Origin of the sequence: Rhizobium terrae (genome assembly GCF_003425685.1) — a bacterium.
GTDB lineage: Bacteria > Pseudomonadota > Alphaproteobacteria > Rhizobiales > Rhizobiaceae > Neorhizobium > Neorhizobium terrae.
Genome location: NZ_QJKM01000005.1, coordinates 351,494 through 375,447, shown reverse-complemented (window position 1 = coordinate 375,447; position 23,954 = coordinate 351,494). Strand labels below are relative to the sequence as shown.

20 protein-coding genes are annotated in these 23,954 nt (G+C 62.9%); 5 read left to right on the top strand and 15 right to left on the bottom strand.

Features of this window, described 5'->3' with window-relative positions:
- Nucleotides 1-75: 75 nt before the first annotated feature.
- The 10 genes from cysP to DMO26_RS11825 form a co-directional block, all read right to left on the bottom strand.
- A complete protein-coding gene (gene cysP, locus DMO26_RS11870; RefSeq protein WP_117192248.1) occupies nucleotides 76-1,074 on the bottom strand; it encodes a thiosulfate ABC transporter substrate-binding protein CysP in 999 nt (332 codons plus the stop codon).
- Nucleotides 1,075-1,315: 241 nt separating this feature from the next.
- Nucleotides 1,316-1,519 (bottom strand): DUF1059 domain-containing protein, encoded by a 204-nt coding sequence (locus tag DMO26_RS11865; RefSeq protein ID WP_117192247.1) that lies wholly within the window; start codon nucleotides 1,517-1,519, stop codon nucleotides 1,316-1,318.
- A 454-nt stretch (nucleotides 1,520-1,973) separates the two neighbouring features.
- Complete coding sequence (gene mmsB, locus DMO26_RS11860; RefSeq protein WP_117192246.1) at nucleotides 1,974-2,861, bottom strand: 3-hydroxyisobutyrate dehydrogenase; 888 nt, start codon at nucleotides 2,859-2,861, stop codon at nucleotides 1,974-1,976.
- Nucleotides 2,862-2,890: 29 nt separating this feature from the next.
- Nucleotides 2,891-3,970, bottom strand: a complete 1,080-nt coding sequence (locus tag DMO26_RS11855; protein WP_117192245.1) for an enoyl-CoA hydratase/isomerase family protein — start codon at nucleotides 3,968-3,970, stop codon at nucleotides 2,891-2,893.
- A 36-nt stretch (nucleotides 3,971-4,006) separates the two neighbouring features.
- A complete protein-coding gene (locus DMO26_RS11850; protein ID WP_117192244.1) occupies nucleotides 4,007-5,602 on the bottom strand; it encodes a GMC family oxidoreductase in 1,596 nt (531 codons plus the stop codon).
- Between the two features lie 154 nt (nucleotides 5,603-5,756).
- Complete coding sequence (locus DMO26_RS11845) at nucleotides 5,757-6,755, bottom strand: branched-chain amino acid ABC transporter permease (RefSeq protein ID WP_117192243.1); 999 nt, start codon at nucleotides 6,753-6,755, stop codon at nucleotides 5,757-5,759.
- A 1-nt stretch (nucleotide 6,756) separates the two neighbouring features.
- Entirely contained in the window at nucleotides 6,757-7,644 is an 888-nt protein-coding gene (locus DMO26_RS11840) for a branched-chain amino acid ABC transporter permease (protein ID WP_117192242.1), read from the bottom strand.
- A gap of 275 nt (nucleotides 7,645-7,919) precedes the next feature.
- Entirely contained in the window at nucleotides 7,920-8,621 is a 702-nt protein-coding gene (locus tag DMO26_RS11835; protein ID WP_117192241.1) for an ABC transporter ATP-binding protein, read from the bottom strand.
- Nucleotide 8,622: 1 nt separating this feature from the next.
- A complete protein-coding gene (locus tag DMO26_RS11830) occupies nucleotides 8,623-9,405 on the bottom strand; it encodes an ABC transporter ATP-binding protein (RefSeq protein ID WP_117192240.1) in 783 nt (260 codons plus the stop codon).
- Nucleotides 9,405-10,631, bottom strand: a complete 1,227-nt coding sequence (locus DMO26_RS11825) for an ABC transporter substrate-binding protein (protein ID WP_117192239.1) — start codon at nucleotides 10,629-10,631, stop codon at nucleotides 9,405-9,407. Before DMO26_RS11825 ends, DMO26_RS11830 begins: the two co-directional genes overlap by 1 nt.
- Nucleotides 10,632-10,803: 172 nt before the next feature.
- On the opposite strand from DMO26_RS11825, the gene DMO26_RS11820 reads away from it, so the two are divergent.
- A complete protein-coding gene (locus DMO26_RS11820) occupies nucleotides 10,804-11,790 on the top strand; it encodes a LysR family transcriptional regulator (RefSeq protein WP_117192238.1) in 987 nt (328 codons plus the stop codon).
- On the opposite strand, the gene DMO26_RS11815 is transcribed toward DMO26_RS11820, so the two are convergent.
- The 3 genes from DMO26_RS11815 to DMO26_RS11805 all read right to left on the bottom strand — a co-directional run bounded on the left by DMO26_RS11815 (nucleotide 11,739) and on the right by DMO26_RS11805 (nucleotide 16,824).
- Entirely contained in the window at nucleotides 11,739-14,903 is a 3,165-nt protein-coding gene (locus DMO26_RS11815) for an efflux RND transporter permease subunit (RefSeq protein ID WP_117192237.1), read from the bottom strand. The two genes, DMO26_RS11820 and DMO26_RS11815, sit on opposite strands and share 52 nt — an antisense overlap.
- 85 nt (nucleotides 14,904-14,988) lie before the next feature.
- Entirely contained in the window at nucleotides 14,989-16,146 is a 1,158-nt protein-coding gene (locus DMO26_RS11810; protein ID WP_117192236.1) for an efflux RND transporter periplasmic adaptor subunit, read from the bottom strand.
- Between the two features lie 72 nt (nucleotides 16,147-16,218).
- Nucleotides 16,219-16,824 carry a TetR family transcriptional regulator gene (locus DMO26_RS11805; protein WP_404947043.1) on the bottom strand — a complete coding sequence of 202 codons (606 nt, stop codon included), beginning with the start codon at nucleotides 16,822-16,824 and terminating at the stop codon, nucleotides 16,219-16,221.
- Nucleotides 16,825-17,011: 187 nt separating this feature from the next.
- Here DMO26_RS11805 and DMO26_RS11800 point away from each other — a divergent pair, with 187 nt between their 5' ends.
- Both DMO26_RS11800 and DMO26_RS11795 read left to right on the top strand, forming a co-directional pair.
- Nucleotides 17,012-18,958, top strand: coding sequence for a hybrid sensor histidine kinase/response regulator (locus DMO26_RS11800; protein WP_117192234.1), 1,947 nt, complete (start codon nucleotides 17,012-17,014; stop codon nucleotides 18,956-18,958).
- A 52-nt stretch (nucleotides 18,959-19,010) separates the two neighbouring features.
- Complete coding sequence (locus DMO26_RS11795; RefSeq protein ID WP_117192233.1) at nucleotides 19,011-19,313, top strand: BON domain-containing protein; 303 nt, start codon at nucleotides 19,011-19,013, stop codon at nucleotides 19,311-19,313.
- Nucleotides 19,314-19,405: 92 nt separating this feature from the next.
- Here DMO26_RS11795 and DMO26_RS11790 read toward each other — a convergent pair whose 3' ends face one another.
- The gene (locus DMO26_RS11790; RefSeq protein ID WP_117192232.1) at nucleotides 19,406-21,748 is read right to left on the bottom strand and encodes a glucose/quinate/shikimate family membrane-bound PQQ-dependent dehydrogenase; all 2,343 of its coding nucleotides are present in this window, start codon (nucleotides 21,746-21,748) and stop codon (nucleotides 19,406-19,408) included.
- Nucleotides 21,749-21,915: 167 nt separating this feature from the next.
- On the opposite strand from DMO26_RS11790, the gene DMO26_RS11785 reads away from it, so the two are divergent.
- Together DMO26_RS11785 and DMO26_RS11780 are read left to right on the top strand one after the other, a co-directional pair.
- On the top strand, nucleotides 21,916-22,554 hold the full coding sequence (locus DMO26_RS11785; protein WP_404947042.1) for a UdgX family uracil-DNA binding protein: 639 nt from the start codon (nucleotides 21,916-21,918) through the stop codon (nucleotides 22,552-22,554).
- A gap of 2 nt (nucleotides 22,555-22,556) precedes the next feature.
- Nucleotides 22,557-23,282 (top strand): glutathione S-transferase, encoded by a 726-nt coding sequence (locus DMO26_RS11780; RefSeq protein WP_117192230.1) that lies wholly within the window; start codon nucleotides 22,557-22,559, stop codon nucleotides 23,280-23,282.
- Nucleotides 23,283-23,397: 115 nt separating this feature from the next.
- Here the strand turns inward: DMO26_RS11780 and DMO26_RS11775 are convergent, their stop codons facing one another.
- Nucleotides 23,398-23,859, bottom strand: coding sequence for a sigma-70 family RNA polymerase sigma factor (locus tag DMO26_RS11775; protein WP_117192229.1), 462 nt, complete (start codon nucleotides 23,857-23,859; stop codon nucleotides 23,398-23,400).
- Nucleotides 23,860-23,954 lie beyond the last annotated feature (95 nt).

Genomic DNA, 23,954 nt, shown 5'->3' with positions numbered 1-23,954 from the left:
AGCCCATATCGGCACGACAATGCCCGGCGGATGAAAATCCGCCGGGCGAGATCAAAAGCGACGTCAGGTTGCCGATTAACGGCTGCCGTAGAGCTTGTCGAGAGTGCCGCCCGAAGCGAAATGCTCCTTCTGCACCTTGTCCCAGCCGCCGAACGTGTCTTCCACCTTCACGAGGCGGATGGCCGGAAACTCTTGTCGGAATTCGCCAGCGACCTTTTCGTTGTTGACGCGATGGCCGAACTGGGCGGCGATGCGCTGGCCCTCTTCCGTGTAGAGGAAGTCGAGATAGGCCTTGGAAAGCGCCTCGGTTCCGTGTTTCCTGGCGACCTTGTCGACGACGGCGACTGGAAATTCGGCGAGCAGGCTGACCGACGGGATGACGCTCGTCACCTTGTCGGCGCCATACTGCTTGACGATGCCGCGGGTCTCGGCTTCGAAGGTGATCAGCACGTCGCCCGTCTGGCGCTCGACGAAAGTCGTCGTCGAGGCGCGGCCGCCGGTGTCGAAGACCGGAACGTTGTCGAAGATCTTGGTGATATAGGCCTCGATCTTTTCCGCATCGCCCTTGTAGGCTTCCTGGGCCCAGGCATAAGCCGCCAGATAGGTGTAGCGGGCATTGCCCGAGGTCTTCGGGTTCGGGAAGACGGCATGCACGTCGTCACGCGCCAGATCGCCCCAGTCCTTGATGTTCTTCGGGTTTCCGGCCCGCACCAGGAAGGACGGGAAGGAATAGAAGGGCGAGGCGTTGTTCGGGAAGGTCTTCGTCCAGTCCTTCGAAACGAAGCCGTTCTTGGCGAGGAAATCGATATCCGTCGATTGGTTGAAGGTCACCACGTCGGCTTCCAGGCCTTCGACGATCGAGCGCGCCTGCTTCGAGGTGCCGGCATGCGACTGGTCGATGGTGACGCCCGGGTTTTTCTTGATGAAGGCCTCGTTCTCGGCGGCGAAAAGCTCGCGCGAAACGTCGTAGGACGCATTGAGGAGTTTCGTCGGCGACTGGGCCAGCGCGGGAGTAGTGAAAAGCGCGGCCAAGGGAGCAATAAGAGCAAGCCCAAGGATCGGGAGGCGGTTCATGCAAGTCTCCGGTGTTGGATCGTGATCGCAAAACTATCGGGACATGCGTCCGATCGCGAGGAACCGGCCACCCTGCTTGCAGGCGCTCTTAGAAATTTTGTCCATTTTCGGGCACGTTCGGCGGAGCTTTTCCCTCGTGCGGCCGGGATGCCCTGTCCGGGAGCCGAGGATCGATCGGAAAACGCCGCCTCCCCTGAAGGAAGGCAGCGTCATGAAGTGACCGGATTCCAGCGTGCCTCTGTCAGGCGACACTGCGCGGAGCTTCCATCTCGTGAATGGCTTTTCTGATCTCGGAGCGGAATTCCGGAGTGTCCTGATGACCATGCACGGTCATGGCATGCTGCACGGCTGCATTGACGAGTTCATCGGTATTGTCGGCCGAGATGGCTATGGTGCAGTTCATCTCGCTCGGAAATTCGCGGCAGTCGATAAATTTGCGGCCCATGTTCTCCTCCATCACAAGTCCATGGCCGGCCGGCCAGGGGACGTGGATTTTACTCCCGTTGCTCGGGACAGACAAACGCAAACAAAAGCCCCGCCGGGCAGGCCGCATGCGGGGACGATTTCGGCGTCATTGAAAAATAAACCGCTTATTTGTCAACGGCTTGGACCGAGTGGCCTGTGCCGTTTGTCCCCACCCTCCCGGCCGGAGCGATAATTCTCACGTCATCGGATGGGAAACCGGGTTCGCGAACCGGCCTCCTCTTCAAGGTTCTTGGACCTCGGTTTCCGGTGATGGTCGCAAAATGCGGTCTGACGGGAACTGACAAATCTCCAAGGATCGCATCAAACGGCCGGGGCAGGCAGAAAATCCTACCTCCCAAACCCCATACCGCTGCCTGCCCCACTCCCAACCACGCCGGTCGGCCGGACGTGGACAAACGTGTTGCCGGCAAGACTTAAACGACTGCCTTTTCCCGCAGCATCCGGATGATCGCAGAAAAATCGTCCGCCCCATGGCCGGCTCTATCAAACTCCGCATAGAGTTCCGCTGCATAGCGCCCGAGCGGCGTCGCCGCCCCCGACTGCCTTGCCGCTTCCTGCGAAAGCGTCAGGTCCTTCAGCATCAGGGCTGCGGCAAAACCCGGCTTGTAGTCGTTGTTGGCGGGTGAGGTCGGCACCGGGCCCGGCACCGGGCAATAGGTGGTGAGCGACCAGCACTGGCCGGAGGACGTCGAGGCGACGTCGAACAATGCCTGATGCGAAAGCCCGAGTTTTTCGGCAAGCCCGAAAGCTTCGCAGACGCCGATCATCGAAATGCCCAATATCATGTTGTTGCAGATCTTGGCCGCCTGGCCGGCGCCGGCGCCGCCGCAATGGACGATCTTCCTGCCCATCGCCTCCAGGATCGGCCTGCCCATCGTAAACGCCTCTTCCGTGCCGCCGACCATGAAGGTGAGCGTGCCGGCCGCAGCCCCCCCGGTGCCGCCGGAGACGGGCGCGTCGAGCGAGATGCAATTCATGACATCCGCCAGTTCATGCGCCTTGCGCGCACTTTCCACGTCGATGGTCGAGCAGTCGATGACGAGAGTGCCCTCCGGGATCAGCGTGGTGAGATCGGTCCAGACCGCCGTGACATGCTGGCCTTTCGGCAGCATGGTGATGATGCATTCGGCATCGCTGACGGCCTCGGCAAGCGCACCGGCGCCCTTGACGCCGGTCGCGGCCGCGGCCTTCACCGACGCCTCCGAGAGGTCGAAGCCGCGCACGTCATGACCGGCCTTCACCAGATTGGCGGCCATCGGTCCGCCCATATTGCCGAGCCCCACGAAAGCGATCTTGGTCATGTCTTCCTCCCTCGTCGTTCTTGTGTCGTTCAAAGCCGATGGTCCGGAAACAGCACCGGATGCCGCGTAGCGAAATAGCGGTCGAGGTCCGTATCCCCGACCTCCTCCAGCGTCGCCGGAGACCATTTCGGATTGCGGTCCTTGTCGATGATCGCCGCCCGGACTCCTTCGTAGAAGTCGTGGTTGCGAAGGATTTCCGAGCCCACGGTGAATTCCCGCTCCAGGCATTCGACGAGGCTCGAACTTTCCCGCCCGAGCCTCAGCATCCTGAGCGCCAGCTTGAGGCTGGTCGGTGAGCGTTTGATGACGATGTCCCGCGTCCTCCTGGAGAATTCATCATCCTCCCTGTCGAGCGCCCGCACAATCTCCTCGACGGTATCGAAACGGAAAACCCGGTCGATGATCTCGCGATGCGCCTCGAGTTGGCTTTCGCCGGGCAAGACGGCAAAACGGTCGATCACCGCCCGCACCTGCTCGTCCGACGCACCCCCCTTCAATTCTCCAAGCACCTCGACAAGCGGGCCGAGCCGTTCGGACGGTACCGATGCGTCGGCGAGACCGGCATGGATGGCGTCGGCCGCGCCGATCACCTCGCCCGTCAACCCTATCCAGGTGCCGGCCTCGCCCGGCGCGCGCGGCAGCAGCCATGTGGCCCCCACATCCGGCACGTAGCCGATACCCGTCTCCGGCATGGCGAGCTTCGTCCGTTCCGTGACGATCCGGTGTTTTCCATGCGAGGCGATACCGACGCCGCCGCCCATGACGATGCCGTCCATCAGCGCCACATACGGCTTGGCATAGTGGGAGACCGCATAGTTCAGCGGAAACTCCTCCCGCCAGAACCGCGTCACCTCCGGATCGCCCGACTTGCCTGCCTCGTGGATCACTCGGATATCGCCGCCGGCGCAGAGCCCCCGGTCGCCCTCACCCTTCAGAATGACGCAGGAAATCTCCGGATCATCGGCGAAATGCTGCATCGCCGCCTTCATCACCCGCACCATGGAGAGGTTCAGGCTGTTCAGCGCCTTCGGCCGGTTGAGCCGGATGACGGCCGCCGAGCCGACGCGGTCGAGAAGGACTTCATCGCTCTCAATGGGAATATCGGTCATGCGGGTCTCCGGATCGGCGTCTGTCGAACGCCCCGTCTAGCGATTGTCGGCCAGGATCATCTCGGCCGCCTTCTCGGCGATCATGATCGTCGGCGAATTGGTGTTGCCGGAGACTATATTGGGCATGATCGAAGCATCGGCGATACGCAATTTTCCGAGCGCGCGCATTTTCAGCCGCGGATCGACGACGCTGTCGGGATCGGCGCCCATGCGGGCGGTGCCGACCGGATGGAAGATCGTCGTGCCGATATCGCCCGCCGCCTTTTCGAGGTCGGCATCGGTCTCGTAAGCGGGACCGGGCTTGTATTCCTCCGGATGATACCGCGCGAATGCCGGCTTCCTGACGATCTCGCGGGTGAGCCGGATCGACTTGACGGCGACGTCCCGGTCGCCGGGAGTCGAGAGGTAGTTGGGGTGAATGCCGGGTGCCGCGGCAAAATCCGGGCTTTTCAGATGCACCGAGCCCCGGCTTTCCGGACGAAGGTTGCACACGCTCGCCGTCATCGCCGGGAAGGCGTGCACCGGCTCGCCGAACCTGTCGAGGGACACGGGCTGGACGTGATATTCGAGATCCGCCGTCTCCTTGTCCGGTCCGGATTTCGTGAAGATGCCGAGCTGGCTCGGCGCCATCGACATCGGCCCGGAACGCTTCAACACGTATTCGAGGCCAATCGAAGCCTTGCCGATCAGGCTGGAGGCCTTTTCGTTGAGCGTCGGCACTCCGGTTACCTTGTAGACGAGCCGCAGCTGCAGGTGATCCTGCAGGTTCTCGCCCACGCCCTTCACCTCCTTGACCACCTCGACGCCCGCCTGTCGCAGCACCTCGCCGCGGCCGACGCCGGAGAGTTCGAGAATATGCGGCGTGCCGATCGCCCCGGCGCTCAGCACGGTTTCCTTCCTCGCCTGGGCTTTTTTCGTCACGCCGTCGTGCTGGAATTCGACGCCCTTCACCTCGCCGTTCTCGATGATCAGCCGGCGCACATGCGCCTTGGTGAGCACCGTCAGGTTCGCGCGCTTCATGGCCGGGCGAAGAAATGCCTTCGACGCGTTCCAGCGGATGCCGGAGCGCTGGTTGACGTCGAAATAGCTGGATCCCTCGTTGTCGCCGCGGTTGAAGTCGTCGACGATCGGGATGCCGGCCTCTTCCGCCGCCTTCTGGAAACTGTCGAGCACGGCCCAGCTGAGGCGCTGCTTTTCGATGCGCCATTCGCCGCCGACCGCATGCATGTCATCGGCGCCCTTGTAGAAATCCTGGGATCGCTTGAAGATCGGCAGCACGTCGTCCCAGCCCCAGCCGGTGCAGCCCATCTGCCGCCACATGTCATAGTCGTAAGCCTGGCCGCGCATGTAGATCATGCCGTTGATCGACGAGCAGCCGCCGAGGATCTTTCCGCGCGGATAGGAGAGCGAGCGGCCGTTGAGCCCCTCTTCCTTCTCGGTGGTGAAACACCAGTCGGTGCGCGGATTGTTGATGCAGTAGAGATAACCGACGGGGATATGCACCCAATGGTAATTGTCGCTGCCGCCCGCTTCGAGGATCAGGACCCGGTTGCCGGGATCCTTCGACAGCCGGTTGGCCAGAACGCATCCCGCGCTGCCCGCGCCGATGACGATGTAGTCGTAGATATCCATTCCCGTATGCGACTCCGAAACCGCCCCTCATCCGGCTGCCGCCACCTTCTCCCCGTTTGGACGGGGAGAAGGACGCAAGCCGCGAACTCCAAATCCCCTCTCCCCGCCGGCGGGGAGAGGGCCAGGGTGAGGGGCAACACCCGCTCTCCGTAAATCACCGCCGATGCTCGAAACCGAGCTTCCGCCCGAGCCGGGAGGCGTAGAATTCTCCAATGATGCCCCGCCGGAAGAGCAGCACGCAGATCATGAAGACGATGCCGGTGATGATCGTCACCGGGAAATCCGAGGTCGCCAGATAGTTCTGCAGGGTGACCACCAGACCCGCACCGAAGATCGGCCCGATCAGCGTGCCGATGCCGCCGAGCAGCGTCATCAGGATCACCTCCCCGGACATCTGCCAGGCGACGTCCGTCAGCGTCGCGAACTGGAAGACCAGCGCCTTCAGCCCCCCGGCAAGCCCCGCCAGCGCCGCCGACATGACGAACGCGCCGAGCTTGTAGCGGGCGACCGAATAACCGAGCGAGACGGCGCGGTTCTCATTCTCGCGGATCGATTTGAGGATCATGCCGAAGGGAGAGTTGATGAAGCGCCAGATGACGATGAGGCCGATGACGAACACGGCCAGCACGAAGTAATACATGTTGGTCGAGTTGTTGAGGTCGATGAAGCCGAACAGGTGTCCGCGCGGCACCGACTGGATGCCGTCCTCGCCCTGGGTGAACTTGGCCTGCAGGCAGAAGAAGAAGAACATCTGCGACAGGGCCAGCGTGATCATCGCGAAATAGATGCCCTGCCGGCGGATCGCGAAGAAGCCCATGACCAGACCGAGCAGTGCCGCACCGGCGACGCCGGTCAAGATGCCGAGTTCCGGCGGAAAGCCCCATTCCTTCACCACATGCGCGGTGAAATAGGCCGCCCCGCCGAAGAAGGTCGCATGGCCGAAGGAGAGGAGCCCGGTGTAGCCGAGCAGCAGGTTGAAGGCGCAGGCGAAGAGCGCAAAGCAGAGCAGCTTCATCAGGAAGATCGGATAGAAGAACATCGGCGCGAGGATCAGAGCCGCGAGACCGATGATCACGAAGATCGTGTAGGTCCTGGAAGCGGTAGCCGAGCGCTCGATACGCGGTTTGGCAGCGGTTTGGGTCATCTCGCTCATCTCACGCATCCCGTCCGAAAAGGCCTGCCGGCCGAAGCAGGAGTACGATCGCCATGATCACGAATATGACGATATTCGAGGCCTCCGGGTAGAATACCTTTGTCAGGCCCTCCGCGATGCCGAGCATGTAGCCGGTGAGGATCGCCCCCATGATCGAGCCCATGCCGCCGACCACGACCACCGCGAAGACGACGATGATGATGTTCGACCCCATCAGCGGCGAGACCTGGTAGATCGGCGCCGCCAGTACACCGGCGAATGCGGCAAGCGCCGCGCCGAGCCCGTACGTCAAGGTCAGCAGCATCGGCACGTTGACGCCGAACGCCTGGACGAGGGTGGCATTTTCGGTCGCCGCACGCAGATAGGCGCCGAGCTTGGTCTTTTCGATCAGCAGCCAGGTGCCGATGCAGGCGACCAGCGACACGACGACCACCCAGCCGCGGTAGATGGGCAGGAACATGAAGCCGAGGTTCGTGCCGCCGGCAAGCTGCGCCGGCACCGAATAGGGCTGGCCGGCAGCGCCGTAGAGATAGCGGAACGTGCCCTCGATGGTCAGCGCCAGTCCGAAGGTGAAGAGCAGGCCGTAGAGCGGATCGAGATCGTAGAGCCTGGACAGCATGGTGCGTTCGATGAAGGCGCCGAACAGGCCGACGACGACCGGTCCCAAGATCAGCGCGAACCAGTAGTTGACGCCGAAATACTGCAGCATCAGCATCGCCGCGAACGCGCCGAGCATGTATTGCGCCCCGTGTGCGAAGTTGATGACGCGCAAGAGCCCGAAGATGACCGCCAAGCCGAGGCTCAAGAGCGCGTAGAAGGAACCGTTGATCAGGCCGATCAGCAGCTGCCCAAGAAAGGCCTGGAGCGGTATGCCGAAGATCATCGTCATGGCGCGGGGCTCCCGAGCAATGTCGCCGCGATGTGGGGAAGACGGCGCAGCGTGCCGATCTCCCCCCTTGAGGGGTAGATCATTGGGAGCTTGCCTCTCCCTCCGTCATTCCTGTGCTTGTCACAGGAATCCAGCCAGCCCAAGTCCTTGGGCTGAAAGGAGTCATTCACCGCGCAGACGCGCGGTTGTTGGATCCCTGTGACAAGCACAGGGATGACGGAGAAAATATCAGCCGCCGGTGTCCTATGGGCAAACTCCACATCTCTGACCATCACCTACACCCCCAGAACCTTATGCAGCATGTCCATCTTCCCCGGCAGTTCGCCGACCGGGAAATCCGCCACCATCTGGCCATGGTCCATCAGATAGAACCGATCGGCGACGCGGCTTGCGAAGCGGAAGTTCTGCTCGACCAGGAGCACGGTCATGCCGCGCTCCTTGAGTTTCTTCAGCACCTCGCCGATGCGCTGCACGATGACCGGCGCGAGGCCTTCGGTCGGCTCGTCGAGGATCAGCAGCTTTACGCCGGTGCGCAGGATGCGGGCGATCGCCAGCATCTGCTGCTCGCCGCCGGAAAGTTTCGTGCCGGGGCTGGAGCGGCGCTCCTTGAGGTTCGGGAAGAGATCGTAGATCTCGTCGAGCGGCATGCCGCCCCCGGCCACGACCGGCGGCAGCATCAGGTTCTCCTCGACCGACAGCGTCGAGAAGATGCCGCGCTCCTCCGGCACGAAGCCGATGCCGGCATGCGCGGTCCTGTGCAGCGGCACGCCGAGCATATCCCTGCCCGCAAAGCGGATCTCGCCCTGGCGCTCGCGGATGATGCCCATGATGGTGCGCAGGGTGGTCGTTTTGCCGACGCCGTTGCGGCCGAGAATGGTAATGGTCTCGCCCTCGCCCACGCTCATGTTGACGCCGTGCAGCACATGGCTTTCGCCATACCAGGCATTGAGATTGGAGACTTGCAGCAACGGTGCCATCTCAGGCCTCCTCCGTGCCCATATAGGCGGTGCGAACCCGCGGGTCGGCGCTGACGGCGGCATAGTCGCCCTCGGCGAGTATTTCGCCGCGCTGGAGGACGGTCACGTGGTGGCAGATGTCGGCAACGACCGACAGATTGTGCTCGACCATCAGCACGGCGCGGGTCTTCGCCACCTCGCGGACGATGTTGGCGACGGTGCCGATATCCTCTTGCCCCATACCGGCCATCGGTTCGTCCAGCAGCAGCACCTTCGGATCGAGCGCGAGCGTCGTGGCGATCTCGAGCACCCGCTTGCGGCCGTAGGAAAGGTCGGCAGCCAGCGCATTGCGCTCGCGCTTGAGACCCACCGTCTCGATCAGCTCGTCGGCGCGGGCATTCAGCCGGTCGAGCGAGGAGACCGGCAGCCAGAACTGGGTCGAAAGCCCACTCGGCCGCTGCAGCGCGACGCGCACATTGTCGAGCACCGTCAGATGCGGGAAAACCGCCGAAATCTGGAAAGAGCGCACGAGGCCCATGCGCGCCACCCTGTCCGGCGGCGTCCGGGTGATGTCGGTCCCCATCAGTGTGATCGAACCGGCCGTCGGCTGCAGGAACTTGGTGAGCAGGTTGAAGACGGTGGTCTTCCCGGCACCGTTCGGGCCGATCAATGCATGGACGCGCGCGTGATGCACGTCGAGGTCCACGTTCTTCACCGCCATGAAGGCGCCGAAGCTTTTCGAGAGGCCGCGGGCGGACAACACCACCCGCGGCTCTTCCTGTTTCGCTGTGGCAGTGACCGCCATCACTTCACCAGATCGCAGCCGCTCTTGGCGGGATCCATATACGCGTCCTTGCCGGGAATGGTGGCGAGCACGGTGAAATAGTCCCAGGGTTCCTTGCTTTCGCCGGGCTTCTTGACCTGCAGCAGGTACATGTCGTGGATCATCCGGCCGTTCTTGGCGACCGTGCCGCCGCGGGCGAAGAAATCGTCCACCGGCATTTCGTGCAGCGCCTTGGAAACGGCGTCCGCGTCGTCGGTGCCGGCCTTCTGGATCGCCTTCAGATATTGCGTGACCGCCGAATAGGTGCCGCTATGGACCATGTTCGGCATCTTCTTGGTGCGGGCGAAGAATTTCTTGGCGAATTCGCGGCTCTTGTCGTCGAGGTTCCAGTAATAACCTTCCGTCAGCGTCAGCCCCTGCGCCGCCTGGAGACCGAGGCCGTGCACCTCGGCCAGCGTGAAGAGCAGCGCCGCGAGGCGCTGCCCGCCGGCAGTGATACCGAATTCGGCCGCCTGCTTGATGGCGTTCGACGTGTCGAGACCGGCATTCGCCAGACCGACGACCTTCGCCCCGGAAGATTGGGCCTGCAGCAGGAAGGACGAGAAATCGGTGGTGGCGAGCGGATGTCGGACCGCGCCGACGATCTTGCCGCCGGAGGACTTCACGAAATCGCCGGTCTGCTGTTCGAGCGAATAACCGAAGGCGTAGTCGGCCGTCAGGAAGAACCAGCTGTCGCCGCCCTGCTTGACCAGCGCGCCACCGGTGCCGACCGCCAATGCATGGGTGTCATAGGCCCAATGGAAGCCGTAGGGTGAGCAGGCCTTGCCCGTGAGGTCGGTCGTCGCCGCGCCGGTGACGATGTCGATCCTCTTCTTTTCCTTGCCGATCGCCTGAACCGCAAGCGCCACGGACGAGGTCGTCAGTTCCATGATCGCATCGACCTGCTGGGTATCGTACCACTGGCGGGCGATGTTGGAGGCGATGTCCGGCTTGTTCTGGTGGTCGGCATCGACGATCTCGACCGGCTGGCCGAGAACCTTGCCGCCGAAATCCTCGACCGCCATCTTGGCGGCTTCGACGGACGACTTGCCGCCGAAATCGGCATAGACGCCCGACTGGTCGTTGAGGATGCCGATCTTCACCTTGTTGTCGGACGCACCCCCTGAGGCGCTTTGGGCGAATGCCGCACTGCTTGCGAGAAGAGCCGCCAGTGATGTCACCAGAGACGTCAAAATGATCTTGCGCATGGTTTCTCCTCCCAGAGAATGTGCCAAACAATCTGTTCAAAATTGGTGAGCCGCTCTCCTCATAGCGGCAGCTCCAGAACCGCATGGTTCAGGAAAACTGCCGTTGACGCAAGCATGCCGCTGCAATTAATTGCAAACAGCATCTGTGCGTTTTTGAACAGACGGGAACCCTTTGAGCACAAACCAGAACTTCACCTGGGACGACCTCCAATATTTCCTGGCAGTCGCCCGCACCGGACAGCTGTCGACGGCGGCGCGCCAGCTCAGGACCAGCCATGCGACTGTTTCGCGGCGTATCGACCGGCTGGAATTCTCCCTCAAGGTGAAGCTTTTCGAGCGTAACCCGCGCGGCTACGTGCTGACGGCGATCGGCCAGCGCTTCATCGAGGCGGCGGAAAGGATCGAGGCGGAAGCCGACCGGCTGCAGGCGGATCTCATGTCGGGTACGACGGCGCAGCGCGGGGTGGTGAGGCTCAGCACGCCGGAAGGATTTGCCAATTTCTTCTTCGCCGACAAGATCCGCAGTTTTTGCGACAGCCATCCGAACATCACGCTCGAACTGGTGACGATCCAGCAGATCATGTCGCTATCGCGCAAGGAGGCGGATATCGCCGTCTCCCTCGATCCGCCGAAAGACGGCCCCTATCTCACCGAGAAGCTCACCGACTACAGCCTCAACGTCTACGCGACGAAATCTTATCTTTCCCAGGCTGCGCCGATTCGCAGCCGGCAGGACCTGCTCGAACATCCCTTCATCGGTTATATCGAGGACATGATCTTCGTGCCGGGTCTCGATTATCTCGGGGATGTCCATCCGGGCATCAAGGCGCGCTTCCAGAGCTCCAGCATTTTCGCGCAGTTGACCGCGACCTTGAACGGGCTCGGCCTCTGCGTGCTGCCGCACTTCATCACCCGTTCGCAGCCGGATCTGGAGATCGTGTTGCCGGACGAGGTGGAACTCAGGCGCGCCTACTGGCTGATGTGCCATCGGGACCTGAGCCAGATACCGCGCGTCCGCATGGTGGCGGACTATATTTTCGAAGCTGTCAGGAACAATCAGGACGCCTTCCTCAGGAGTTACCAGGCTCCCGAGGAAGGCGCTCGCCGTCACTCTGCCGCGATCGGCAGGTCGGGGCGGCTTTCGAACAGGTCGGCCTGATTGGCAGGCGTCCGGTCGTCCTTGTCGTCCGTCTTCTTTTTCCTGTCGCGGCCGAAGAACAGGGCATAACCGGCCGGCAGGACGAGGATGGTGAGCACGGTCGCGACCAGGATGCCGCCCATCATCGCATAGGCGAGCGGGCCCCAGAACGCGCCGCGGGAGATCGGGATCAGCGCCAGCACGGCGGTGAGCGCCGTCAGCGTGATCGGCCGGAAACGGCGGACGGCCGCGCCGACGATCGCCTCCGCCCGGTCCATGCCCGCCGCGATGTCCTGGTCGATCTGGTCGACGAGGATGATCGAGTTGCGGATGATGATGCCGAGCAGGGCGATGACGCCGAGGATCGCTACGAAGCCGAAGGGCGCGCCGGTGATGAGCAGTGCCATCGCCGCGCCGATGATGCCGAGCGGGCCGGTGGCGAGCACCAGCATCGCCTTGCCGAAATGCTGCAGCTGGACCATCAGGAGAACAAGGATGACGAGCAGCATGATCGGCGCCTTGGCGGCGATCGAGTTCTGGCTTTCGGCCGCATCCTCCGCGCCGCCCTGGATCTCGACGCTGTAGCCGGCAGGCAGCGCCGCGCGCAGATCTGCCATGCTGTTGTAGACGTTGAGCGCCACCTGGGTCGGCTCGACGCCGTCCGGCAGCGTCGCCTTGACGGTGATCGTCGGCAGGCGGTCGCGCCGCCATTCGATGCCCTGCTCCAGCACAGGCTCGACCTTGGCAACCTGCGAGACCGGCACGAAGCCGCCGAAATCCGTCGGGATATAGACCGACTGCACGGCCGACAGCAGGTCACGGGTCGCGTCCGGCTCGCGGACGACGATCGAGACCGTCTCCTCGCCATCGCGGAAGTCGCTGACCGGAGCGCCGTTGGTGGCGGCCTGCAGCACCTGGCGGATGCGTTGCGAGGTGACGCCGAGCGCGCGGGCGCGGTCCTGGTCGATGACGAGCTTCATGCCCGTGACCGGCTCCATCCAGTCGTCGTGGATCGCGCCGAACAGCGGCTGCTGCTGGTAACGTTCCTTCACCTGGTCGGCGATGCGGCGCACTTCCGCCTTCTCCGGACCGGTGACGCGCATCTGCACCGCCCAGCCGGTCGGCGGGCCGAGGAAGAGGCGGTCGACCTTGCCGCGCACGGTCGGGAAATCCTTCGCAAGCGTGTCGCGCAGCTTGACGATCAGCCGTTCGCGGGCCTCGACGTCCTTCGCCATGACGAGGAGCTGCGCATAGTTCGGGTTGCGGAGCTGCTGGTCGAGCGGCAGGAAGAAGCGCGGCGCGCCTTCGCCGATATAGGTGGCGACGAAGGTCTTGTCCTGATCGGGCAGGATCTTGTCTTCAAGCGCCTTCGCCTGGCGTTCGACTTCCTCGATCGCGGTTCCCTCCGGCAGCCACATGTCGACCAGGATTTCCGGGCGCGACGACTGCGGGAAGAAGCTCTGCGGAATGAACTGGAAGGACCAGAGGCTGCCGAAGAAGGCGGCGATCGTCAGGGCGAGCACGATGATCCGGTGGCGGACGGCCCAGCCGACCGTCGAGCGAAGCCGCCTGTAGAACCGGGTGTCGTAGGCGTCATGGTGGGTGCCGGCATGCGGCCGCTGCTTGAGGATCATATAGCCGAGCCATGGCGTGAAATAGACCGCCACGAACCACGACACGACGAGGGCGATACCCACGACGAAGAACAGCGAGCGCACGTACTCGCCGGCAGTGGATTCGGCGAAACCGACCGGGATGAAGCCGGCGGTGGTGATCAGCGTGCCGGTCAGCATTGGGAAGGCCGTCGAGGAATAGGCGAAGCTCGCTGCATCGAGGCGGTGCAGCCCCTCTTCCAGCTTTCTTTCCATCATCTCGACCACGATCATCGCATCATCGACGAGCAGGCCGAGCGCGATGATGAGAGCGCCGAGCGAGATGCGCTGCAGTTCGATGCCCATGTAGTACATGATGGCGAGCGTCGCGGCGAGGACGAGCGGGATGGCGATCGCAATCACGATGCCCGACCGCCAGCCGATCGAGATCAGCGAGACGATGAGCACGATGACAAGGGCTTCCGTTAGCGCCTGGGTAAATTCGCCGACCGCTTCTGTGACGACCTCCGGCTGGTTGGAGATCTGCTGGACCTCGACGCCGACCGGCAGGGTCTGCTCGAAGCGCTTGTATGTCTCCTCGACGGCATGGCCGACATCGGTGACCTTGAAGCCCTTCGCCATGACGACGCCGAGCTGCACGCTGTCGTGGCCGTTGAAGCGGTACTTGCGCTGGAACGGGTCTTCGAGGCCTTGCCTGACGGTAGCGATGTCGCCGAGACGGATGACCTGGTTGCCGGCCTTCAGCCGCAGCTCGCGAATGTCCTCCGGTGTCGTCAGCCCGCCCTCGACGGAAATCCGCACCGAGCGGTCCGAGGTCTGGACCGTGCCGCCGGGATCCACGTCGTTCTGGCCTGCAAGCGCGTCGCGGATGCTCAGAACGGTAAGCCCACGCTCGGCGAGCGCCTTGGAGGAGACGTCGATGAAGATCTTCTGCGGCTGGTCGCCGAGGATGACGGCCTTTTCGACGCCGGGCGTGGCGATCAGCATGTCGCGCGCCTGGATTGCGAACTGCTTGAGTTCCGGATAGCTGTAGCCGTCGCCGACGATCGCGTTGAGCGTGATATACGTGTCGCCGAACTCGTCGTTGAAATAGGGACCGAGCAGGCCGGACGGCAGGTCCTGACGGATGTCGCCGATCTTCTTGCGCACCTGGTAGAAGGCGTCGTTGACCTCAGCCGTGTTCGTGTCGCCCTTGATCTGGATCGTGGTGATCGCGAAGCCGGCGCGGGTGTACGACTTGACCCAGTCGAGATGCGGCGTTTCCTGCAGCTTGCGCTCGATCTTGTTGACGACCTGGTCCTGCATGTCCTGAATGGACGCGCCCGGCCAGATGGTCTGCACGACCATGACGCGGAAGGTGAAGTCCGGATCTTCCTTCTGGCCCATGTTCATGATGCCGAGCGCACCCATGACGATAATGAGACCGAACAGGAAGCGGGCGATGCTGGGATGGCCGATCGCCCAGCGGGACAGGTTGAATCCACCCTTGTCCAAGGGATTGGCCTGATGAGAGGAACTCATGGTCGTGGTCCTTCTGGAGCAATTCCCGGAAAGCGCATGGCGGTTTCCATCAGGAATTGCGAAAAAACGAAGAGGCGCTTGGGGCTCAGGGCTGGATGGAGGCTGTGGTCTGGCTGCTGACGGCTCCGAAGCGGGAGGCGACGGTTTCCGGCAGCTTGACCTTCATGTCTTCCTTCATGAACTGCGTACCGGCCGAGACGACGAGGTCGCCCTTGGCCACACCTTCGGAAACACGCACCCCTTCCTCGGAGAAGTCGGCGACCTTGACGGCGCGGGAATTCACCACGCTCTTCTGGCGATCGACGATCCAGACCACCGGCTGCTCGCCCTTCTTGGCGAGTGCTGCGAGCGGTATCGACCAGGTCGGGACCGAATTGTCCTGCACGGCGGCGACGGTAGCAGTCATGCCGAGCAGCACGCGGCCATCTTCCGGCAGGCTGACGCGGACCGCAAAGGTGCGCGACTGCGCGTCGGCACTGCCGGCGACCTCGCGGACCTTGCCGTCGAGCACGAGATCGGTCGCGGACCAGAAGCGGACCTTGACGGTCTTGCCGGGCTTGAAATCGGCGACGTCCATTTCGGGTACGGCGACCTGCACTTCCTTTTCGCCGTCGATGGCGACGGAAACGACCGGCGTACCGGCGCTGACGACCTGGCCCACGTCGGCGCCGATCGTCGTGACGATGCCGTTCTGATCGGCCTTGAGTTCGGTATAGGCAACCTGGTTTCGGGCCTGGTCGAGCGCCGACTGGGCCGACTGGCGCACCGAGACGGCCTGATCGCTGGCAAGCTGCGCCTGTTCGAGCTGCGCCTGAGAGGCGACGTCCTTGGCAACCAGCGCTTCAGCGCGGCGGCGTGCAAGGCCGGAGATTTCCACCTGCTTGGTCGCGGAGGCGAGATCGGCCTCGGCGCGACGCACCGCGAGCTGATAATCGACCGAATCGAGCCGGGCCAGCACATCGCCCGGCTTCACGCGTTCGCCGATATCCACCAGCCGTTCGGTGATCTTGCCGGCGACGCGGAAGCCGAGGTTCATTTCCGTGCGAGCCCGAACGGAGCCGGAATATTCGAGCTTGCGGCCCTGGTCCGGAGCGGCGACCTGCATAACCTTGACGGGACGGATGATTTCCGGGGCTTCGACCTTCTTCTCTTCCGAGCACGCCGTCAGCGCGCCGAGCGCGGCGGCAGCGAGAAGGCCCTTGATGACGAACGATGCATGACGTCTGGTCTTTTCGAAAGACATGGCTCCGCACTCCTGATGGCGGGTTTTCGATGAAGGCGCCCCCTGTCAAACAGTGGGAGCGGGCGCCGGTGTTTACTTGAGGGCCCTGAGGGCGAATTCGACGAGATCGGCCGGCGTCATGCGCCGGTCTTCGATCAGGCATTCCGCGACGATCTGCGGATGGCAGAGCGTGACGACGGTGGCACACATGCATTCCGAGGCAAGAACGGCATCCTGCTCACGAAATTCGCCGGCGGCGATACCCTCGCGGATGATGCCGGCGACGATCGCCTGCAACTGCTTGATATGATCCTCGACGACGGACCACTGCTCCTCCATGGCAACGACCACCATCTCGTGGACCTTGTTTTCATGCAGGAAGGTTTCCACCGTGATCCGGTGCTGTTGCAGGAAATGGTCGCGCAGGCGCTCCGTCGCACTGACCGGACGAGCCGCATTGGCACGTGCCACGGCGCGGCTGGCTTCCAGCATCCGATGCGCCAGCGCCTTGTGGATATCCGCCTTGGAAGAGAAGAAGCGGTAGATATTGGCCGGCGACATGCCGAGGTCCTTAGCGATGTCGGCGACGTTGGTCTTGGTATAGCCGTAGTGCTTGAAGAGGCGCTCGGCCGCATCGAGGATGCGGTTGACGTTGTCCTGCCTCGTCGAATCCAGGGTCTGCTCGTTCGCGTCCATAATGTTGATGACTTTCGTTTAATGTGTGACGATTTTCATTTTTCGTCAGTCGTAAAGCAAAAAGCGTCATCTGTCAATCCGTCCCGACTCGGCATCGGATAGCGTAAAAAATCTGCGTCCCTTTGGAACCAAAATGGGATACGACGATTATACTGCGTTGAACTGCGTATGACGCAGCCGGGGACAGTTCATGAGTGTGCCGCAAAGTTACGACGTATCGTTACTGGATGAGGAGCGTTATCGTCTCCTGGTCGATGCGATTACAGATTATGCCATTTATATGCTCGACATCGACGGCAGGGTCGCAAGCTGGAATCCCGGAGCCCAGCGCTTCAAGGGATACGAGGCCTGGGAAATCCTCGGCGAGCATTTTTCCCGATTCTACACGACGGAAGAACGGCTGGCGCGAGCACCCGAAACTGCGTTGCGGCTGGCTGCGACCGAAGGCCGCTTCGAAAGCGAAGGCTGGCGCATCCGCAAGGACGGCACCCGGTTCTGGGCGCATGCGGTGATAGATCCGATCTGGGGCCGGGCCGGCGAACTTCTGGGCTTCGCCAAGGTGACCCGCGACCTGACCGAGCGCAAGGCCGCGGAAGCGGACCTGAGGCGCAGCGAACAGCAGTTCCAGCTCCTGGTGCAGGGCGTCACCGACTACGCGCTCTACATGCTCGATCCGGACGGTTATGTCAGCAGTTGGAACGTCGGCGCCCAACGTATCAAGGGTTATGATGCGAGCGAAATCGTCGGCAGGCATTTCTCGCAATTCTATACGCCCGAGGACCGCGAGCGCGGCGAACCGGGACGCAGCCTCGAAACCGCAAGGCGCGAAGGCCGCTTCGAGAGGGAAGGCCTGCGCCAGCGCAAGGACGGCAGCCGCTTCTGGGCGCACGTCATCATCGACGCCATCCACGGCGAGAACGGCGAACTGCTGGGCTTCGCCAAGATCACCCGCGACATCACCGAGAAGGTCGAAACGCAGCAGGCGCTGGCAAAGGCGCGGGAAGAACTTTTTCAATCGCAGAAGATGGAGGCGATCGGCCAGCTGACCGGCGGCATAGCGCATGACTTCAACAACCTCCTGATGGCGATCCTCGGCAGCCTGGAAATCCTGAGAAAACGGCTTCCGGCCGACCCGACGCTGACCTCCCTGCTGGACAACGCGATCCAGGGCGCCGAACGCGGCGCGGCACTGACCCAGCGCATGCTTGCCTTTTCGCGCCGGCAGGAACTCAACATCCAGGCGATCGACGTGCCGGGCCTCGTGAAGGGCATGCTGGATTTCGTGCAGCCGACGCTTGGCGCCACCACGCATCTCGAAAATCGCCTCCCCGACCGCATGGAACGTATCGTCAGCGATCCGGTGCAGCTCGAAACCGCGCTTCTCAACCTCGTCGTCAATGCCCGCGATGCCATGGCGAACGGCGGCACCATCACTATCGGTGCCGAAGAATATGTAGCGGACGAACGATCGGAGAAGCTGAAACCCGGCCCCTACGTCAGGCTTTCGGTCGCCGATACCGGCGAAGGCATGGACGAGGAAACGCTTGCCCAGGCAACGACGCCGTTCTTCACCACGAAAGGCGTCGGCAAGGGAACCGGACTCGGCCTTTCCATGGTCCAGGGCCTGACCGAACAATCCGGCGGCAAGCTGGAAATCGAAAGCAGGAAGGGGAAAGGCACGACGGTTTCGCTCTACCTCCCCGCCGCGGATGAAAGCGACTGTCCGCAGTCTTCGGAGACCTCCATGCCGACACCCGCCGCCGAAGCCCCCAAGCGGAATTTCACCATCCTCGCCGTCGATGACGATGCGCTGGTGCTGATGAACACGGCGCTGATGCTCGAGGATCTCGGCCACACGGTGATCGAAAGCTATAGCGGCGCCGACGCATTGAAGGAACTGAAAAGCGGGGCGCATCGGATCGATCTCGTGATCACCGACCATTCGATGCCGCGCATGACCGGCTCCGAACTGGCGACCAAGATCCAGGAGGAATGGCCGGACCTGCCGGTGGTGCTGGCGACCGGCTACGCCGAACTGCCCGTCGGCGGCGACAACCGCCTGCCGCGGCTGCCCAAACCCTTCTCGCAGAACCAGCTTCAGGACATCATCAACGCCGTGCTGAACGGCGCGCCCTGAAACAATCCCCGCTGCTTGCACGTTGTCCGCTCGTCAAAAACGGAGAACGACAATGGTCTTCAAACATCAGCATTTTCACGAGACGCCGCCGGAGGTGGAGGCGGAATTCCCTGCCCGCGCCACGCTGGAAGGCGCCGTCTCCGATGCGCTTGCCTCGGCAGGCGGCGTCGATGCCAGCGACGTGACGGTGACGGCAAAAGGCGGCGAGGTGACGCTCGCCGGCATGGTTCAGGTGCCGGAGGAAATCGATCGGGCCGAAGAGGTGGCACGCGGCGTCGCGGGTGTCACGTCGGTCCGCAACGAAGTCCGGTCCATGGCGCCGTCCTTCTTCAATAATGCTCCAAGGCCGCTGTGACGATAACTACCGCCACGAACGGTTTCGACGACCGACGAAAGGCAAAGAGGCCCGGGCGGAGAACTCCCGAGCCTTTCCCACCGGCCGGATGATCACCGCGGCAGGGCATAGGCGATCACGTAATCTCCCGGCTTGGTGCCGACCGAACCGTGCCCTCCGGCAACCATCACGACGAACTGGCGGCCGTCCTCGACCGCATAGGTCATTGGGGTCGCCTGGCCGCCGGCGGGAAGCCGTGCCCTCCAGAGTTCCTTGCCGTCGGTGAGATTGTAGGCCCGCAGGTAATTGTCGACCGCGGCCCCGAGGAAGGCAACGCCGCCCTTGGTGATCATCGGACCGCCGATGCCCGGCACGCCCACCTTGAAGGGCAGCGGCAGCGGCGTCATGTCGTAGACCGTGCCGTTCCGGTGCTTGTAGGCGATCTTGCCGGTCCTGAGGTCCGCACCCGCGACATAACCCCAGGGCGGCGCCTGGCAGGGGATCTGCAGGGGACCGAGGAACGGTCCCATATAGACGCCATAGGGCGCACCCTCGTTGCGGTTGAGGCCCTGCTCGCTGCCCTTTTGATCCTGGCTTCTCGGCGGTATATCCGCACGGGGAACCAGCCTGGAAGTGAAGGCGAGATAGGTCGGCATGCCGAACATCACCTGCCGTTCCGGGTCGACCGCGACGCTGCCCCAGTTGAACGTGCCGAAATTGCCGGGATAGATGATCGAGCCTCCGAGCGACGGCGGCGTGTAGCGGCCGAGATAATTATATTGGTGGAACCGGATGCGGCAGACCATCTGGTCGAACATGGTAATGCCCCACATCTCCTTTTCCTGGAGCGGCCGCGGCTTGAAGGTCAGCGCCGACGTCGGCTGCGTGGGTGCGGTGCGGTCCTCGGGGATCGCGCCGGACGGGGCCGGCTCTTCGGTCACCGGAATGATCGGTTCTCCGGTCCGCCGGTCGAGCACGTAGATATCGCCCTGCTTGGTGGGGCCGACCAGCGCCGGCACGACCGTATTGTCCGGTCTTGTGAGGTTGAGCAGCACGGGCTGGGCCGGCACGTCCATGTCCCAGAGATCGTGATGCACCGTCTGGCGCACCCATTTGTCCGCGCCGGTATGGATGTCGAGCGCCACGATCGACGACGAGTATTTCTCGACATTCTCGCTGCGACCCATGCCGAGCTGGTCGGGCACCTGGTTGCCGAGCGGGATGTAGACGAGGCCGAGTTCCTCGTCGACGCTGAACACCGACCAGCTGTTCGGGGAGTTGGTGGTGTAGGTCTGGCCGGGCTGGAGCGGCTGGGTCTGGCCCGGGTTGCCGGAATCCCAGTTCCAGAGGAGCTGACCGGAATTCACGTCATAGGCGCGGATGACGCCGGATTGAGACTGGGTGGAATAGTTGTCGTTCACCGCTCCGCCGATGATGATCTTGTTGCCGGTGATCGCCGGCGGCGAGGTGGAATAATAATAACCGGCCGGATTGTACTGCATGCCGGCGGTCAAGAGCAGCGTGCCCTTGTCGGCGAACGAGGGGCAGACCTGACCGTTCGCGGCATCGAGCGCGATGAGCCGCGCATCGGAGGTCGGCAGGTAGACGCGCTCGGCACAGGGGCTGCCGGGCGCTGCCGCCTGATCCTTATAGTAGCTGACGCCGCGGCAGGTCTGGTGCTGCCGGTCCGGGTTCATGCCGGAATTCGGGTCGTATTTCCATTTCTCCTTGCCGGTCGTCGCATCGAGCGCAATGGCGAGATTGTGCGGCGTGCAGAGATAGAGCGAGTTGCCGACCTTCAGCGGCGTCACCTGATAGGTGGTCTCGCCCACATCGTCCGGCCGCTTCACGTCGCCGGTCTGGTAGCGCCAGACCTCGGTCAGCCTGGCGACATTGTCGACATTCACCTGGTCGAGCGGCGAGTAGCGCTGGCCATAGGGAGTGCGGCCGTACTGGTGCCATTCGCCGGGCGGCACGTTGCCGCCCATCGGCGGGGCCGCAGCGACGGATTGATTGGGCAGTTCGCCGCTTTGATCGAGCGGATCGATAAACATCGAGAAGACCGCAACGGCGATCGCGATGACGAGCGAGAGCGCCAGCGGCGTGGTGCTTGCCCCATACCGCATTCCGGTTGGGCTGGAAAAACCAAGGGGACGGCGGATCCAGGGCGTCAGGAGCCAGAGGCCGAGCACGATGATCACCCCGCCGCGCGGACCGAGCTGCCACCAGTCGAAGCCCACCTCCCAGATCGCCCAGGCAAGCGATGCCAGCACCAGCACTGCATAGACCCGGAGCGCGATGGCATTCCGGAGGAAGAGCAGAATGGCCGTCAGCAGGAACCCGAGACCGCAGAGGAGATAATAGGGGCCGCCGCCGAGCAGCAGCAGCTGGCCGCCGCCGACCGCCAGCGCGAGCCCGATCAATGTAAGGAGGATCGCGGTGATCTTGATCGCCATATTGGAAGAACCTTGTCCCGAACGAGGATTTCGGCGCGCGGGAACCCTCGCACCCGCGCCTTCAACAAAAAGATTTGCGCAAAAGTTCCAGCTCTTGTTCCCGCCATGCAAATTTAAAGGAACCGTCACACGGGCAAGCCGGTTTTGAAGCTTCGACAGGAGCTGAAATCATGCTGACATCGCGCAAGGGACCGGCCTTCGAGACACCGGGCGCAGACGGCGGAAGGTTGCCGGAAGTCCAGCGGCAGGCGGAAGGCTGCACCCGCTGCGATCTCTACAGGAACGCCACGCATCTGGTCTTCGGCGAAGGGCCGGCCAAGGCGAAAGTGCTGTTCGTCGGGGAACAGCCGGGAGACAAGGAAGATCTTGCGGGAAAACCCTTCGTTGGGCCGGCGGGCAAGCTGCTCGACCGCTGCCTCGACGAGGCGGGGATAGACCGCGACCTCTGTTACGTCACCAACGCGGTCAAACATTTCAAGTTCACGCCGCGCGGCAAGCGCCGCATCCATTCCAAGCCGAATGCCGGCGAAGTGCAGGCCTGCGCCTGGTGGCTGGCGGCGGAATTACGCCTCGTGAGACCGACGCTTGCGGTGGCGCTTGGTGCCACCGCGCTCTATGCCTTGCTCGGGCGGCAGGCGAAAGTCACCCGCGACCGCGGCACGGTGTTGCGATCGCCGGACGGCTTGCCGGTTCTGGTGACCATCCACCCTTCCGCTTTGTTGCGGACCCTCGATCAGCCGGATGCGGAGATGAACCGCGCCCGTTTTGTCGAGGACCTGGAAAAGATTGCAGAGTTTCTGGAGTGAAAATGACTTACGAGCTTTATTACTGGGACGGCCTTCAGGGCCGCGGCGAATATGTGCGGCTGGCGCTCGAAGAAGCCGGCGCCGACTATGTCGATGTCGCCCGCGGCGACCGCGGCACGCCGAAGATGATGGACTATATTCACGGCAGGCACGGCCACGACATGCCGTTCGCGCCGCCCTTCCTGAAGGACGGGGACCTCATCGTCTCGCATGTGGCGAACATCCTGCATTATCTCGGCCCGAAACTTGGTCTCGTGCCGGAAGACGAGAAGAGCCGCATCTTCGCCCACGGCCTGCAGCTGACGATCGCGGACTTCGTCATGGAGGTTCACGATACGCATCACCCGATCAGCACCAACGACTATTATGAGGACCAGAAGCCCGAGGCGAAGGCTCGTTCGGCGGCGTTCCTGAAACATCGGGTGCCGAAATTCATGAGGTATTTCAACCGCATCATCGAGGCCAATCCCTCAAAGAGCGGCCATGCGGTGGGAGACGGGCTGAGCTATGTGGACCTGTCGCTCTTCCAGCTCGCCGAAGGCCTCGCCTATGCGTTTCCCCGTGCCATGCGGAATTTCGACGGAGATTACCCCCGGCTTGCGAAACTGCGGGACGAAGTTCGCCAGCGGCCCAACATCGAGGCGTATCTCGCGTCGAAGCGCCGGCTCGCATTCAACGAGTCGGGCATATTCCGGCATTATCCGGAACTCGACGAGGACCCGGCGTGAGCCGGATTCAGATAAACGCGAAAACCGGCGCGATCGTCGCAAGGACGATTGCTGCCGCAATCAAGGTGAATTTCATCGTGACCTCCACATGCGTGGGCGGCTGGACCGTCATGGTTCAGTTCGCCTCTTCTCCCAATTCCTGCAGGATCTGATGGCGTGCCCTGTTGAGCCGGCTTTTGACCGTTCCGACCGCGCAATCGCAGATCTCCGCCGCCGCCTCGTAGCTCTCGCCGAGGATCGCGACCAGGGTCAGAACCTCGCGGTAATGCGGCGGCAGTTTCTGCAGCGCCCGCTGCACCTCCCGCGCCCGCGCCGCCGTTTCCTGGTTTGCGGCAATCGGCGTGTCGCCCGACACGTTTTCCTCTATGCCCGGCGCCTCGCGGCCCAGCACTTTTGCACGCGTGTAGAACGTGTTGCGCATGATGGTGAAGAGCCAGCTCTTCAGCTTGGTGCCCGGCTCGAACTTGTCGAGGTTCGCAAGCGCTTTCATCAGCGTTTCCTGTACGAGATCGTCCGCATCGGTCGGATTGCGGCAGAAAGTACGAGCAAATGCGCGGAGAGCCGGAATGAGCCTCACTATGTCTGCACGTGCAGGATCACCATTCAACTGTGATTCAGACACCGTTGCCTACCTCTCCCAAAGTCTTCATGGCTGGAATTCGGTGGCAAACG

What these genes read in the sequence shown, in the direction of transcription:
- cysP (WP_117192248.1), bottom strand. Translation starts at nt 1,074, where the DNA reads ATGAACCGCCTCCCGATCCTTGGGCTTGCTCTTATTGCTCCCTTGGCC.
- DMO26_RS11865 (WP_117192247.1), bottom strand. Translation starts at nt 1,519, where the DNA reads ATGGGCCGCAAATTTATCGACTGCCGCGAATTTCCGAGCGAGATGAAC.
- mmsB (WP_117192246.1), bottom strand. Translation starts at nt 2,861, where the DNA reads ATGACCAAGATCGCTTTCGTGGGGCTCGGCAATATGGGCGGACCGATG.
- DMO26_RS11855 (WP_117192245.1), bottom strand. Translation starts at nt 3,970, where the DNA reads ATGACCGATATTCCCATTGAGAGCGATGAAGTCCTTCTCGACCGCGTC.
- DMO26_RS11850 (WP_117192244.1), bottom strand. Translation starts at nt 5,602, where the DNA reads ATGGATATCTACGACTACATCGTCATCGGCGCGGGCAGCGCGGGATGC.
- DMO26_RS11845 (WP_117192243.1), bottom strand. Translation starts at nt 6,755, where the DNA reads ATGAGCGAGATGACCCAAACCGCTGCCAAACCGCGTATCGAGCGCTCG.
- DMO26_RS11840 (WP_117192242.1), bottom strand. Translation starts at nt 7,644, where the DNA reads ATGACGATGATCTTCGGCATACCGCTCCAGGCCTTTCTTGGGCAGCTG.
- DMO26_RS11835 (WP_117192241.1), bottom strand. Translation starts at nt 8,621, where the DNA reads ATGGCACCGTTGCTGCAAGTCTCCAATCTCAATGCCTGGTATGGCGAA.
- DMO26_RS11830 (WP_117192240.1), bottom strand. Translation starts at nt 9,405, where the DNA reads ATGGCGGTCACTGCCACAGCGAAACAGGAAGAGCCGCGGGTGGTGTTG.
- DMO26_RS11825 (WP_117192239.1), bottom strand. Translation starts at nt 10,631, where the DNA reads ATGCGCAAGATCATTTTGACGTCTCTGGTGACATCACTGGCGGCTCTT.
- DMO26_RS11815 (WP_117192237.1), bottom strand. Translation starts at nt 14,903, where the DNA reads ATGAGTTCCTCTCATCAGGCCAATCCCTTGGACAAGGGTGGATTCAAC.
- DMO26_RS11810 (WP_117192236.1), bottom strand. Translation starts at nt 16,146, where the DNA reads ATGTCTTTCGAAAAGACCAGACGTCATGCATCGTTCGTCATCAAGGGC.
- DMO26_RS11800 (WP_117192234.1), top strand. Translation starts at nt 17,012, where the DNA reads ATGAGTGTGCCGCAAAGTTACGACGTATCGTTACTGGATGAGGAGCGT.
- DMO26_RS11795 (WP_117192233.1), top strand. Translation starts at nt 19,011, where the DNA reads ATGGTCTTCAAACATCAGCATTTTCACGAGACGCCGCCGGAGGTGGAG.
- DMO26_RS11790 (WP_117192232.1), bottom strand. Translation starts at nt 21,748, where the DNA reads ATGGCGATCAAGATCACCGCGATCCTCCTTACATTGATCGGGCTCGCG.
- DMO26_RS11780 (WP_117192230.1), top strand. Translation starts at nt 22,557, where the DNA reads ATGACTTACGAGCTTTATTACTGGGACGGCCTTCAGGGCCGCGGCGAA.